12 protein-coding genes are annotated in these 13939 nt (G+C 69.4%); 4 read left to right on the top strand and 8 right to left on the bottom strand.

The window, feature by feature from the left end:
- Positions 1-49 precede the first annotated feature (49 nt).
- Positions 50-2185: a M14 family zinc carboxypeptidase gene (locus tag HQN59_RS01465; protein ID WP_176065353.1), complete on the bottom strand. Its 2136-nt coding sequence runs from the start codon at positions 2183-2185 to the stop codon at positions 50-52.
- Between the two features lie 299 nt (positions 2186-2484).
- Between HQN59_RS01465 and HQN59_RS01460 the strand changes: the two genes are divergently transcribed.
- From HQN59_RS01460 to HQN59_RS01450, 3 genes are all read left to right on the top strand, one after another.
- Positions 2485-3411, top strand: coding sequence for a transporter substrate-binding domain-containing protein (locus HQN59_RS01460; RefSeq protein ID WP_176066231.1), 927 nt, complete (start codon positions 2485-2487; stop codon positions 3409-3411).
- 84 nt (positions 3412-3495) lie between these two features.
- Positions 3496-5475 (top strand): ATP-binding protein, encoded by a 1980-nt coding sequence (locus tag HQN59_RS26725; protein WP_176065351.1) that lies wholly within the window; start codon positions 3496-3498, stop codon positions 5473-5475.
- Entirely contained in the window at positions 5472-6851 is a 1380-nt protein-coding gene (locus tag HQN59_RS01450) for a sigma-54-dependent transcriptional regulator (protein ID WP_176065348.1), read from the top strand. The genes HQN59_RS26725 and HQN59_RS01450 overlap by 4 nt, the downstream gene beginning before the upstream one ends.
- Positions 6852-6911: 60 nt before the next feature.
- Here HQN59_RS01450 and HQN59_RS01445 read toward each other — a convergent pair whose 3' ends face one another.
- The 6 genes from HQN59_RS01445 to HQN59_RS01420 form a co-directional block, all read right to left on the bottom strand.
- The gene (locus tag HQN59_RS01445; protein ID WP_176065346.1) at positions 6912-7751 is read right to left on the bottom strand and encodes an HDOD domain-containing protein; all 840 of its coding nucleotides are present in this window, start codon (positions 7749-7751) and stop codon (positions 6912-6914) included.
- A gap of 340 nt (positions 7752-8091) precedes the next feature.
- Positions 8092-9147 (bottom strand): sulfate/molybdate ABC transporter ATP-binding protein, encoded by a 1056-nt coding sequence (locus HQN59_RS01440; protein WP_176065344.1) that lies wholly within the window; start codon positions 9145-9147, stop codon positions 8092-8094.
- A 19-nt stretch (positions 9148-9166) separates the two neighbouring features.
- Positions 9167-10126: a sulfate ABC transporter permease subunit CysW gene (cysW, locus tag HQN59_RS01435; RefSeq protein ID WP_246294623.1), complete on the bottom strand. Its 960-nt coding sequence runs from the start codon at positions 10124-10126 to the stop codon at positions 9167-9169.
- Positions 10123-10956, bottom strand: a complete 834-nt coding sequence (cysT, locus tag HQN59_RS01430; RefSeq protein WP_176065342.1) for a sulfate ABC transporter permease subunit CysT — start codon at positions 10954-10956, stop codon at positions 10123-10125. Before cysT ends, cysW begins: the two co-directional genes overlap by 4 nt.
- Positions 10957-11161: 205 nt before the next feature.
- On the bottom strand, positions 11162-12193 hold the full coding sequence (locus HQN59_RS01425) for a sulfate ABC transporter substrate-binding protein (RefSeq protein ID WP_176065340.1): 1032 nt from the start codon (positions 12191-12193) through the stop codon (positions 11162-11164).
- A gap of 131 nt (positions 12194-12324) precedes the next feature.
- Positions 12325-12687 carry a thioredoxin family protein gene (locus HQN59_RS01420; protein ID WP_176065338.1) on the bottom strand — a complete coding sequence of 121 codons (363 nt, stop codon included), beginning with the start codon at positions 12685-12687 and terminating at the stop codon, positions 12325-12327.
- Between the two features lie 69 nt (positions 12688-12756).
- Here HQN59_RS01420 and HQN59_RS01415 point away from each other — a divergent pair, with 69 nt between their 5' ends.
- Entirely contained in the window at positions 12757-13569 is an 813-nt protein-coding gene (locus HQN59_RS01415; RefSeq protein ID WP_176065336.1) for a sulfite exporter TauE/SafE family protein, read from the top strand.
- A 9-nt stretch (positions 13570-13578) separates the two neighbouring features.
- On the opposite strand, the gene HQN59_RS01410 is transcribed toward HQN59_RS01415, so the two are convergent.
- Positions 13579-13884 carry a hypothetical protein gene (locus HQN59_RS01410; RefSeq protein ID WP_176065335.1) on the bottom strand — a complete coding sequence of 102 codons (306 nt, stop codon included), beginning with the start codon at positions 13882-13884 and terminating at the stop codon, positions 13579-13581.
- Between the last annotated feature and the right edge of the window lie 55 nt (positions 13885-13939).

Below are 13939 nucleotides of genomic sequence, written 5' to 3'. Positions count from 1 at the left end.
GGGCGAGCATACGCAACAAGAAGAAAGACGTTGTTGAGAGAACGGCCGATCAGCTGCGGCGCGCGCGACGTGCAGCGGCCAGGCCCAGCATGCCGAGCAGCGCGAACATCAGGTCGGTGACGCCGAGCGAGCCGCCACCGTCATCGTCGTCATCGGTGCTCGGAGCAGCGGCCGCGGTGACGTCGAGGAACTGCGCCGACACCGCGCCGGGCTTGCCGTCGGCGTTGGTGCCCTGCACGTAGACCATGTGACGGCCGGCCGAGAGGCCCGTCGTGTCGATGGTGGCGGTGGCGGTCTTCGTCGCGTCGGGGAAGTCCGACTTGGCGAGCGTCGAGCCCGACAGCTGCATGTCGACGCCGACCGCGCCCGCTTCCCAGGGCAGCTTGTCGACGTACGCCTTCGCGCCGGTGATGTTGTAGACCACGGGCACCGGCGGCGGCAGGATGTCGGCCTGACCGGCGTTCGAGTAGCGATAGCGGTTGTCGTCGACGGTGGCCGTGACGGTGACCTTGTCGCCGGCCTTGGCAGCCGGGCCGCTGACCGCCACGTTGGTCGTGTCGGGGCCGAACGGCAGCTGATAGATGCGGTGCAGGACGCGGCTGACGTAATGGAAGCCGTTGAAGTTCTCCGGATACGTCTCACGCGCGAACACGCCGCAATCCTCGTAGAACGAGCGGCCCATTTCCACCGTGTACGACGGCGCGCCGAGGTAGCCGTAGAAGGCGTCCTTGGTCGTGCCCTCGGTGTTGTAGCTGAGCAGCTGCTGCGACGAGTAGTTGTTGTGGTAGGCCATGCGCTGCGCGATGACCGCCATGCCCTTGTTGTTCGGCGTGTGCGTGTTGAAGTTGTTCTCCGTCCGCTCCACACCCCACGGCCACAGGACGGCGCGCGCGTTGCTGTGCAGGTCGACGAACATGCCGCCGCCGTAGGTGTCCGGCGCGCCCGACTGCCAGTCGAGCTCGCCGTTGCCGTTCAGGCGGTTCTCCGGGTTGCAGTAGGCAGCCGGACGGGTGCGGCCGTCCGGCAGCGCGCCGCCTTCCCAGCGGCAGGCGGCCTGGTTCCAGGTGCCGCGCACGTAGTTCATCACGGCCTGCGTTTCCGGCTCGGAAGCCGGGCCGATGCCGCGGTAGGTTTCGCCGCAGACGTTGCCGTCCGAGCCGCCCGCGCCCCCGGTCGCCCAGCCGAACGGATAGTTGCGGTTCAGGTCGACACCCGAGCTCAGGGTGTTGGTCACACCATTCGACACGGTCGTGCACGCCGCGGTCACGTAGTTCGTGTTCTTGCGCTGGCGAGCCGAGATGTCCTGCTCGGCGAGCTTGCGGCCGTCCGGGTTGTGGACGATGAAGTGGTAGCGGTTGTTGTCCAACATCATCCGCGCATTGGCATCCTTGTCGTAGTTCTCGAGCAGCCACTCGATGAACTTGATGCCGACTTCCTGCGGCGCGTACTCGCGCGCATGGATGCCGCCGGTCCACACCATGTTCGGCGGCGGCGCCTTGCCGGCGACGTCCTGCTTCTCGAAGTTGCCGACGATGATGGCGCGCACCGGGTTCGGGTTGACCGGGAACAGGCTCAGGTTGAACCGCGTGACGATGGTCGGCGGCAGGTACTTGATGAGCAGGTTCGCGAAGGACGAACGCGAGTTGTCCGGGACGGCGGTGCCGACCGGCGGGATCTGCTGCTGGGTGCCCATCCAGCTCGGGCCGAGGACCTTGGTCTTGACGAACTTCGGGTACTTGGCGGCGAGTTCGTCGTAGGTCGCGTAGACCTGTTCGACGGTGCGATAGCACGAGTGCACGCCGTTGGCGATGCTGAGCGCCTTCTTGCGGTCGCTCAGGTTGCCGGCCTTCAGGTCGCGGGTGCGAGCGTCGACCCAGGCCTGGATGCGGGCGGTCTCGGCGGCGTCGATCTGCGGCGCGAAGCCGAGCGCACGAACCGAGGCGAGCTCGTCGGCGCCGACTTCGGCCTTGACGACGCTGGCCTTCTGGTCGACGTAGGGGTGATCGAGCAGCTTGGTGAGCTGGCCGAGCTGCTGGCTCGAGCCGTACGGAATGACGATCGAGTAAACCGAGTTGTCGGGCTCGGCGTTCTGCGTGTACGCAGGCGCGGTGAACGCGAACGCCGCCGCGATGGCGAGCGGCAGACGCGCATGGCGGAGCTGGGAGAGGGGTCGACCAAGCTTCATGAGGGCAAATCTCCTGGGGGTGTTCGGCGGATTCGTAGCGAAACCGTGTGGCAGTTCGCACGATGCGTGCCACCCCGGGTGATCCCTAGGTCGGTGCAGCCCCGGCACTGCGCGGTCGAACTTTTTCGATGGCGTGAGATCGGCGCACGGTCGGGAATCCGCACGCCCCGGTGCGCACGGCGTCGGGATTCCGTCCGGCGCCGGAGCGGGCCACGACGCGGCCGGTACGAATCAACGACTTGCGGGACGAAGCGAAGGCGCCGTCGATGGCACACAACGTGCGAACGGCCAGCCTCGTCATGACCTCGCGCACCGGATTCCTTTGTCGCAGCGCCGCGTCGGCGTGCGGCGCGCTGCTCGCGCTGTCGGCGCTGAGCGCCGCCCCGGCGCACGCGCAGGGCACCTTCGACACGCTCAAGCGGATCGTCGACACCGGCACCATCAGCCTCGGGCACCGCGAGTCGTCGGTGCCGTTCTCGTACTACGACAACCGCAAGCAGGTCATCGGCTACTCGCACGAGTTGATGCTGCGCGTGACCGACGCGATCAAGAGCGAGCTGGGCCTGTCGTCGCTGACGTTGCGCCTGGTGCCGGTGACCGCGCAGAACCGCATCCCGCTGGTGCAGAACGGCTCCGTCGATCTCGAGTGCGGCTCCACGAGCCACAACGCCGAGCGCGAGCGCCAGGTGTCGTTCTCGGTATCGATCTTCGTCATCGGCACCCGCCTCATGACGCGACGCGATTCCGGCATTCGCGACTTTCCCGACCTCGCCGGGCGCAAGGTCGTCGTCACCTCGGGCACCACGTCGGAGCGGCTGCTGCGCACCTACAACGAACGCCTGACCGAGAAGTTCACCATCATCCAGGCGCGCGACCACGGCGAGTCGTTCCAGCTGCTCGAAGCGAGCGGCGCCGACGCCTTCATGATGGACGACGCCTTGCTCTACGGCGAGCGCGCCAAGGCGCAGCACCCCGAGGACTGGGTCGTCGTCGGCACGCCGATGTCCTCGGAGGTGTACGGCTGCATGATGCGGCTCGAGGACCGCGCGCTCAAGGCAATCGTCGACCGCGCGCTGACCCGGATCATGCGTTCGGGCGAGGCGATGAAGATCTACACGAAGTGGTTCCAGCGCCCGATCCCGCCGCGCGGCCTCAACCTCAACTGGCCGCCGTCGGACGCGCTGCTGCAGCTCTACCGCTCGCCGGTCGACCATCCGCTCGGCTGATCCGCGTGCCGGGACGTCACTCGGGTATCCGGCGGGCGCGACAATCGGCGGCCCCTGCGTCGCAGCCCACGCCGGGGCCTCCGTGTGGCCGATGAATCGATCCTGACCCTCAGCAACGAGTGGGCGCCGCAGGCGCCGGCGCGCAGCCCCCGCCGCGCGCTGCTGGGCGCCGGGTTCACGCTGCTCGCGGTCGTCTTCATCGGCGCCGTCGCCTGGTTCGGCTTCAGCTTCAGCGAGGCGCAGGGCATCGCGGGGCAGCGCCGCGAGTCGGCGCATCGGCTCGAGCTGTTCTCGTCGACCGTGCAAGCGGTCATCAAGCGCCTCGAGCACGTGCCGCCGACGGTGCAGCTCAACCGCGACGTGCAGGTGCTGCTGACCCAGCCTTCGAACCGCGCGCGCATGGCCGCGACCAACGCGTACCTGCGCCAGCTCAACGCCTACCTCGGCAGCGTCGCGGTGTACGTCATGAACGACCGCGGCATCGTCGTCGCATCGAGCAACGACGTGCGCCCGGACGACAGCCGGGTCGGCGAAGACGTCTCGTTTCGCCCGTACTTCCTCGACGCGCTGTCGGGGCGCGTCGGGCGCCACTTCGCGATCGGCATCGGCGGCGACGAGGCGGGCTACTTCGTGTCGCATCCGATCCACGACGGTGCCCACGTCGTCGGCGTCGCTGCGATCAAGATCAGCCTCGAGCCGATCAACGCGCTCTGGGAGACGCTCGGCGCGCCCGGTCTGCTGACCGACACCAACCAGGTCGTCATCCTGTCGTCCAACCCGGGCTGGCGCTACACGGCGCTCGCCGAGCTGCCGATCGAGCGTCGCGTCGACCTGCAGCTGACCCGCATGTACAACAACGTGCGGCTGACGCGCTTTCCGATCGCCGTGAAGCTCGCGGTCGACGAGGAGAGTCAGGTCGTCGAGACGCTGCTGCCGCCCGGCGGGCCGCCGTCGATGCGCGGCGTGCACGCCGGCACGCTGGTGCTCGGCCGCGCGATCGACGGCATGGACTGGCGCCTCATGATGTTCAGCGACCTGCGGCCGGTGCGCGATCAGGCGCTGGTGAGCGCCACCGCAGCGGCCCTCGGTGCCGGCGTGCTGGTGCTGACCGCGGTGTTCTTCGTGCAGCGGCGCCGCATCATGCGTCAGCGCCTGGCGGCCAAGGCGATGCTCGAACGCGCCAACGCCGAGCTCGAGCAGAGCGTCGCCGACCGCACCCAGGACCTCACCGACGCCAACCGGCGCCTGCGCGAGGAGGTGGCCGAGCGCGCGCAGGCCGAGATGACGCTGCGCGCGACGCAGGGCGAGCTGGTGCAGGCGGCCAAGATGGCGATGCTCGGCCAGATCGCCACCGGCATCACCCACGAGCTGACCCAGCCGCTCGGCGCGATCCGCACGCTCTCGGGCAATGCGATCGAGTTCATGCGGCGCGGCCAGCTCGACGAGGTCGCCGGCAACCTGCGCATCGTCGCCCGCCTGGTGGACCAGATGGGCAGCATCATCCAGCCGCTCAAGCGCTTCGCCCGCAAGTCGAAGGCGGCGTCCGAACCGGCCGACGTCGCGCATGCCATGTCGAACGCGCTGTTCCTCTACCACCCGCGGCTGCGCGACGAAGGCGTCGAGATCGAGAACCACTGCGTCCCGGGCACCGCGATTGCGCTCTGCGAGCCGAACCGTCTCGAGCAGGTGCTGACCAACCTGATCGGCAACGCGATCGACGCGATGGCCGGCGCACCGGTCAAGCGCGTGACGCTGCGCGCCAGCACCGAGCCGGTGCCCGCGAGCGGCGCGCGGCAGGTGCGGATCGAGGTGGCCGACACCGGCTGCGGCTTCAGCGACGAGGTCCGCGCGCAGTTCTTCGAGGCGTTCTTCACCACCAAGCCGAGCGGCAACGGGCTCGGGCTTGGTCTGACCATCTCGCGCGACATCGTGCGCGAGTTCAGGGGCGAGATCGTCGCGACGGGTGCCCCCGGCGCCGGCGCTTTGTTCATCGTCACCTTGCCGGCCGCCGAGCCGAGCACCGCCCCCGCGCCGCTCGTCCACGAGGAAGAGGTACTCACATGACCGCCGACCTGACGGTTCTGATCGTCGAGGACGATGCCCACGTGCGCCTGGGCTGCAGCCAGGCCCTCAAGCTCGCCGGCTTTCGGGTCGAGTGCGTCGACTCGGCCGAGGAGGCGCTGCGCCGCCTCGAGCCGGCGCGCGTCGGCGCCGTCGTCACCGACATGCGGCTGCCGAACGCCGACGGCCTCTGGCTGGTGCAGCGCTGCCGCGAGATCGACGCCAACCTTCCGGCGATCATGATCACCGGCCACGGCGACGTCAGCCTCGCCGTCGAGGCGATGCGCAGCGGCGCCTACGACTTCATCGAGAAGCCGTTCTCGCCCGAGGTCCTGGTCGAGGTGGTCAAGCGTGCGTTCGAGAAGCGCATGCTGACGCTCGAGGTGGCGTCGCTGCGCCGCACGCTGGCGGCGCGCGACGGCCTGGCCGGCAAGCTGATCGGGCGCTCGCCGCAGATCGAGCGCGTGCGCCGCCTCGTCCTCGACGTCGCCGACTCGCCGGTCGACGTGCTGATCCGCGGCGAGACCGGCACGGGCAAGGAGCTCGTCGCGCAGGCGCTGCACGACCTGTCGTCGCGCAAGGCGGCGCCGTTCGTCGCCCTCAACTGCGGCGGCATGCCCGACAACCTGCTCGACAGCGAGCTGTTCGGCCACGAGCAGGGCTCGTTCACGGGCGCGCAGCGGCGCCGCATCGGCAAGATCGAATACGCCAACGGCGGCACCCTGTTCCTCGACGAGCTCGAGACCATGCCGCTCGCGATGCAAATCAAGCTGCTGCGCGTGCTGCAGGAGCGCCGCATCGAGCGCGTCGGCTCGAACCAGCAGATCGCGGTCGACGTGCGGGTGGTCGCGGCAACCAAGGAAGACCTGCTGCAGCGCGCCGGCCAGGGCGCCTTCCGAGCCGACCTCTACTACCGGCTCAACGTCGTCTCGATCGACCTGCCGCCGTTGCGCGAGCGCCGGGAGGACATCCCGCTGCTGTTCGAGCACTTCGCGATGCTCGCGGCCAGCCGCTATGGCCGTCCGGAGCCGACGCTCGCCTACGAGCAGATGCCGCGTCTGATGGCGCACGGCTGGCCCGGTAACGTACGCGAGCTGCGCAACGTCGCCGAGTGCCTGGTGCTCGGCGTGCAGACCGAGGTGCTCGGCCCGCCATCGCCTGCGGCCGCGTCGGGCGAGCGCGGCCCGACCTCGCTGGTCGAGACGGTCGAGGGCTTCGAGCGCGACCTCATCGCGGCCGAGCTGCGGCGCCACGACGGCAACGTCGCGCGCAGCGCCAAGGCGCTCTCGATCGCCAAGACGACGCTGAACGACAAGATCCGCAAGTACCGCCTGCAGCGCGTCGAGGGCGAGGAAACCGACGGGGCGCTGCGCGACTAGTCGCGGCGGTGCGTCGGGTCCCGCCGCTCGCGCGTGCGGTGGCTCGGCGCGGCTCCCGCCCTACTCGGTCTTCTGCCGCGCGACGGCGGCCTCGATCTCTTCCTGCACCCGGCGCGCACCGCGCGCGACCGCGTGGGGGTCGAGGCCCGCCTGCGGCGCGATCTTCTGTGCCACGTCGTCGAGCGAGTCCGGGTCGGTCATGAGCGCGTGCGCGAGCGCCGAGATCGCGCAGACCGAGCGCCGCTCGAGGTGCGTCGGCAGCTCGCCGGTGCCGTGCACGATCACGTGGTAGCGCACGCTCTCGACGGCCGACGGCGCAAGGCCCCAGGTCTCGCAGAGCGCGGCGCCGAGCTCGTCGTGGCTGATGCCGAACTCGGCGTGCTCCATCATCAGGAGCTCCTCGTCGTCGCGCGCCTTCTCGAGCATCGGCCGATAGCGCGCGGTGACGTGCTTGAACATGACGGCCTTGCCGCATTCCTCGAATAGGCCCGCCGAGTGCGCGGCCCACGGCTCGATGCCGAGCGCCTGGCCGATGCGGCCCATCAGGAGGCCCCGCACGCTCGCACGTTCCCAGAGCGGCTCGAGCTCGGGCGCCGCCGGGAACACCGCGCGCAGCCCCATCTCGAAGGTCACCGCGGCGACTTCGCGGGTGCCGAGGTAGGTGATCGCCTGCTGCACGCTCTGCACGCGCGCGCGCAGGCCGTAGACCGCCGAGTTCACCGCCTTCAGCACCGCGGCGGCGAGTGCCATGTCCGATGCGATCAGGCGGCTCACCGCATTGAGGTCGACGTCGTCCTCGGCGAGCAGCAGCGACAGCTGGACCAGCGTCTCGGGCTGCGCCGGGATGTCGATGTCCTCGAGGCGCAGCTTGCTGTCGGAACGCGATGCGGAATCGGTCATGTCGGCTCGGGCGTGGGGTGCGGCTGCGCCCAATGGTACGCAGTCTGGCCGGCCGCCGCGCCACGTGAAGCCGGCCCGGAAAAGCGAAGGGCGCCGCGGTCTTCTGAACCGCGGCGCCCTGGGATTTGATGTGTCGGCCTTTTCGGCTTGTTCGCTCCGGGCTCTGCTGGCTTCGTGTTGATGGCCGGCCCGATCTGTCTCCTCGACCCCGAGCAGCGTGCACCGAAAGTGCCTGCAACGAGTGGGGGGACTCTAGCGGCCGACCCGGGGTGGTGCACCCGGGCTAACCCGAAGCCGCACGCGGTGCCTGGGGCACCAGCGAAGTGCCGCCGCAGGCCGGTCAGATCATCGCGGCCGGATCGAAGCTGTCGTTCGAGAACCGGGTGACGTGGCGCGGCAGCAGGTGCACCGCCGAGCCGGCCTTGAGGCCCAGGCGCTCGCGCAGCGCGTTGTACTCGGCGCGCGGCAGCTCGACGTCGACGTAGCTGCCGTCGTCCTGGCGGCGGAACTCGAGCCGGGTGTTGGGCCCGACCGTGAGCGCCTGCGCGAGCGTCACCGCGATCGAGCCGGGGGCAGGGGCGTCGACGATCTGCAGCTCGTGGGGCCGCACGTACGCGACTTCCTCGGCGCCTGCCGGCGAGCCCGGGGTGTGCCCGAGCCGCCCGTGGAACAGGTTGACGTCGCCCAGGAACTGCAGCACGAACGGCGTCGCCGGGTGGTCGTAGACCTCGTCGGGCGGACCGTCCTGCTCGATACGGCCCCTGTTCATGACGACGATGCGGTCGGCGACTTCCATCGCCTCTTCCTGGTCGTGGGTGACGAACACGCTCGTCACGTTGACTTCCTCGTGGAGGCGCCGCAGCCAGCGCCGCAACTCCTTGCGCACCTTGGCGTCGAGCGCGCCGAACGGCTCGTCGAGCAGCAGCACCTTGGGCTCGACCGCCAGGGCACGGGCGAGCGCGATGCGCTGGCGCTGGCCGCCCGAGAGCTGGTGCGGGTAGCGGTCGGCGATCCAGTCGAGCTGCACCAGCTTGAGCAGCTCGTGCACCTTGTCGGCGATCGCCTTGTCGGACGGCCGCGTCGCCTTCGGCCGCACGCGCAGGCCGAACGCGACGTTCTCGAAGATCGTCATGTGGCCGAACAGCGCGTAGTGCTGGAACACGAAGCCGACCTGACGCTCGCGCACGTCGGCGCCGGTGGTGTCCTCGCCATGGAACAGCACGCTGCCCGAATCGGGCACTTCGAGTCCCGCGATGATGCGCAGCAGCGTGGTCTTGCCCGAGCCCGAGGGGCCGAGCAGCGCGACGAGCTGGCCTTCCTCGATGTCGAGGTTGAGGTCGTCGCAGACGACGGTCTCGCCGAAGCGCTTCTTGAGGTTGCGGACTTCGATGCTCATCGGGTTCTCGTGTTCTCGATCATTGCGCGCGACCTTCGACGGCGCGCCGCTGCCCGTGCACGCGGCGCTCGACCCAGTACTTGAGCACCAGCGTGACGAGGGCCAGGCCGGCCAGCAGCGAGGCCACGGCGAACGCGGCCGCGAACTGGTATTCGTTGTAGAGGATCTCGATGTGCAGCGGCATCGTGTTGGTCTGACCACGGATGTGGCCCGAGACGACGCTGACCGCGCCGAACTCGCCCATCGCGCGCGCGTTGCAGAGGATCACGCCGTACAGCAGCGCCCACTTCACGTTCGGCAGGGTGACGCGCCAGAAGATCTGCCAGCCGCTCGCCCCGAGCACGCGCGCCGCCTCTTCCTGCTCGGTGCCCTGCGCCTGCATCAGCGGGATCAGCTCGCGGGCGACGAACGGAAAGGTGATGAAGAGCGTCGCGATCACGATGCCCGGCAGCGCGAAGATGATCTTGACGTCGTGGTCGCGCAGCCATTCGCCGAACCAGCCCTGCAGGCCGAACACCAGCACGTAGATGAGACCGGCGATCACCGGGCTCACCGAGAACGGCAGGTCGATCAGCGTGAGCAGCAGGTTCTTGCCGCGGAAGTCGAACTTGGCGATCGCCCATGCCGCGGCGATGCCGAACACCAGGTTGAGCGGCACCGACACGCCGGCCGCGATCAGCGTCAGCTTGATCGCCGACACCGCGTCGGGGTCGGCGAGCGCGGCCAGATAGACGTCGACGCCCTTCTTCAACGCCTCGATGAACACGCTGATCAGCGGCAGGAACAGAAAAAGGGCGAGGAAGCCGAGCGCAACCGCGATCAGAAGCCGCCGCACCCACGCCGGCTCGGTGGTCGGGCTGAGGCGCGGGCGCAGGGGCGCGACGCTCGCGGCAAGGGTGCTCGCCGCGACGACGGCCGCGCGTCGATCGGGGCGCGCGGGGTCGAGAGCGTCGGCAGCAGGTCCGGGCGCCATGCTCATCGTCCCTGGCGCGAACGCGCCCACGCCTGCAGGCCGTTGATCGCGAGCAGCATCGCGAACGACGCCACCAGCATCACCACCGCAACCGCGGTGGCGCCGGCGACGTCGAACTGCTCGAGCTTGGTGATGATGATCAGTGGCGTGATCTCCGAGATCATCGGCAGGTTGCCGGCGATGAAGATCACCGAGCCGTACTCGCCGAGCGCGCGCGCGAACGCGAGTGCGAAGCCGGTCAGCAGCGCCGGCGTGAGCACCGGCAGGATCACGCGCCAGACCGTCTGGGCGCGGCTCGCGCCGAGCGTCGCGGCGGCTTCCTCGATCTCGGGCTGCAGGTCCTCGAGCACCGGCTGCAGCGTGCGCACGACGAACGGCAGGCCGATGAAGGTGAGCGCGACGAACACGCCGAGCGGGGTGAAGCTCACCTTGAACGGCAGGAACTGGCCGATCCAGCCGTTGTTCGAGTAGAGCGCGGTGAGCGCGATGCCCGCGACCGCCGTCGGCAGCGCGAACGGCAGGTCGACCAGCGCGTCGACGATGCGCTTGCCCGGAAACGAATAGCGCACCAGCACCCAGCAGACCAGGAGGCCGAACACCGCGTTGAGCAGCGCTGCGAAGAAGGAGGCGCCGAACGTCAGGCGGAACGACGCCAGCACGCGCGGCGCGGTCACGGTGTCCCAGAACGCCGGCCACGTCATCGTGAACGTCTTCAGGAACGCCGCCGACAGCGGGATCAGCACGATGAACCCGAGATACAGCAGCGTGAAGCCGAGCGCCAGGTCGAAGCCGGGCAGCACGCTGTGACGCTTCAGCAGCGTTCGCGAAAAGATCATCGGGCGGTCACGAGGGCGAGAGCGTGGAGAGGACGGGCAGGCGCGCTGCCCGGCCGCATTGTGCTATTGGCGTGCGGGCCGATGCCTCCGCGGTCGCGGCGGCGCGCGACCGGTTCACGTGGATCCGCCGCGCCGGCCCACCGCCACCCGGGTGGACACGAGCGACGCGCGCGCCGACCAGCGATCGGCAGCGCTCGCGGGGCGATCAGCGCTTGGCGATGATCTGGTCGTAGATCGCGCCGTCGGCGAAGTGCTCGGTGAGGGCGCGCGACCAGCCGCCGAAGTACTCGTCGATCGTGAACGTCGTGACCGGCGGAAAGTCCTTGGCGTACTTCTTCAGCAGCGCGGCCGAACGCGGCCGGATCTGGTGCTTGGCGGCGATCTCCTGCGCCTCGTCCGAGTACAGGAACTTCAGGTACGCCTCGGCCTGGTTGCGCGTGCCCTTCTTGTCGACCACCTTGTCGATGACCGCGACGGGGTTCTCGGCCAGGATGGTCGACTTCGGGTAGACCACGTCGAACTGGTCGCCGAACTCGGCCTTGATGAGATTGACCTCGCTCTCGAAGGTGCAGAGCGCGTCGCCGATGTTGCGCTGGGCGAACGTCGTCGTCGCCGCGCGGCCGCCGCCGTCGAACACCGGCACGTTGGCGAAGATCTTCTGCACCAGCTCGCGCGCCTGCGCGGGCGTGCCGCCCGCCTTCAGCACCGAGCCCCAGGCCGCGACGTACGTGTAGCGACCGTTGCCGGTGATCTTCGGGTTCGGGATCACGACGCTGGTGCCGGGCTTGGCGAGGTCGGGCCAGTCGGTGATCTTCTTCGGGTTGCCCTTGCGGACCAGGATCACGGTGACCGACGTCGTCGGCGCCGAGTTGTTCGGCAGGCGCTTGGCCCAGTCGACCGGGATCAGCTTGCCGATCGTCGCGATGGCATCGATGTCGCTCGCCTGGTTCATGGTGACGACGTCGGCGGCGAGCCCGTCGATGACCGAGCGCGCCTGCTTGGTGGAGCCGCCGTGCGACTGGTTGACCGTGATGTCCTCGCCGCTCGCCTTCTTCCAGGCGCGCTGGAATGCGGGGTTGATCTCTTTGTAGAGCTCGCGTGCGACGTCGTAGCTGACGTTGAGCAGGGTGACGCCGGCGGCCTGGGCGAAGCCGGCGACACCGGCGGCGCTGGCGACGAGCGCCGACTTGGCGGCGAGCGCGAGGACTGCGCGACGATCGAGGGAGCGTGAAGACATGCGAGATCCGCTGCAGGCGCAGCGCCGAAACCGGGAAAGCCGAGCATCGTAGCGGCTGCTCGACATTCGGGAAACGATCGATTTCTTCGCTGCTTATGCGTCGAGCGCAGGGTTCGTCCTGGTGCTCAAGATCATTCGCCGCCTTCATCGGCACGCAAGCGCCGCACCCGGCCGGCGAGCTCGACCGCACCGGCGTCACGCACCCTGTTCAGCGCGCCGTCGAGTGCACTGCGCAGCAGCCGTTCGGCGGTCGCGAGGTGCGGCGTCACCGGCCCGAGAAAGACCACCTCGGCGCCGATCGCGATCAGCAGCGTCGGGAAGTCTTCGACATCGATATCGCCGACGACGTCGGCGTGGTCCTCGATGTCGACCCAGGCGAACACGACCTCCGGGAAACTCGCCTCCAGGCGGGCGAACAGCGGCTGGTACTCGCGACAGCTGCCGCACCAGGCGGCGCACAGGCAGGCGACGAGAGGCGGGCAAGCTTCAGGCATGCCGCGAGTGTGCCGCGACTGCGCCGGGGCGCCGGCGCGCCGGACAGTGCCCACCCATAATCGCCGCCCATGGCGGACTGGCAGCTCTGGGCGGAACTTCTGGTGCTCGGCTGCGCGGTCGGCTTCCTGGCCGGGCTGCTCGGCATCGGCGGCGGCATGGTGCTGGTGCCGTTCATGACGTTCCTGCTCGGGCAGCGCGGCTTTCCGGCCGACCTGCTGGTCAAGGTGGCGATCGCGACCTCGCTCGCGACCATCTGCTTCACCTCGCTCGCCTCGGTGCGCGCGCACCACCGGCGCGGCGCGGTCGACTGGTCGATCGTCAAGCCGCTCGCGCCAGGGATCGTGATCGGCACGCTGCTGGGCGCCCAGCTCGCCAGGCTGATGCCGGGGGCGACGCTCGCGATCGTGTTCGCCGGCTTCGTCGCGTTCTCGGCGTTCCAGATGTTCCTCGACCGGAAGCCGAAGCCGTCGCGCACGCTTCCCGCCTGGCCGGGGATGCTCGGCGCCGGCAGCGGCATCGGCGTGCTGTCGGCACTGGTCGGCGCCGGCGGCGGCTTCATCTCGGTGCCGTTCATGACCTGGTGCAACGTGCCGATCCATCGTGCGGTCGGCACCTCGGCGGCGCTCGGCTTCCCGATCGCGGTGTCGGGAACCATCGGCTACATCATCGCGGGCTGGAACCTCGAAGGGCTGCCGCCCGGCACGCTCGGCTTCCTCTACGTGCCGGCGCTGCTGCTCATCGCGACGACGAGCGTGCTGCTCGCGCCGGTCGGGGCCGCCGCGGCGCACCGCATGAACGTGCGGCAGTTGAAGCGCGTGTTCGCATGCCTCCTGTTCCTGCTCGCCGGCTACATGCTCTACAAGGGCCTGACCACGCGCTGACCCGCAGGGTCAGTCGGGAACGCGCGCCATGTCGTGCAGCTCGTGCTCGTAGGTCGGCTCGCCGTCGAGCGCGACCGTCTCCCAGCCGTTGTCGTAGGTGACCACGCGAAAGGTGCGGCCGGGCTCGAGCCCCTCGGGCGTCTCGAACATGGCGACCACGCGGTCGCCGCGCTGCAGGGCGGCGACCACCTCGGCGACGTCCGACACGACCGGGTCGGCCTGCCAGCGTGCATCGATGTCGACCGGACCCCATTCGACGCCGGTGACGCGCCCATCCTCGTCGAGCCTCACCTTCGAGACGGCATAGATGTTCATCAACTCCTCCTGCAGCAGACGGCGCGCAGTATCGCCCGAGGCCTGACGCGCCGAT

This window comes from Rhizobacter koreensis, from assembly GCF_013366375.1.
Taxonomy (GTDB): domain Bacteria; phylum Pseudomonadota; class Gammaproteobacteria; order Burkholderiales; family Burkholderiaceae_C; genus Schlegelella_A; species Schlegelella_A koreensis.
This window is presented reverse-complemented; position numbering and strand designations above follow the sequence as displayed.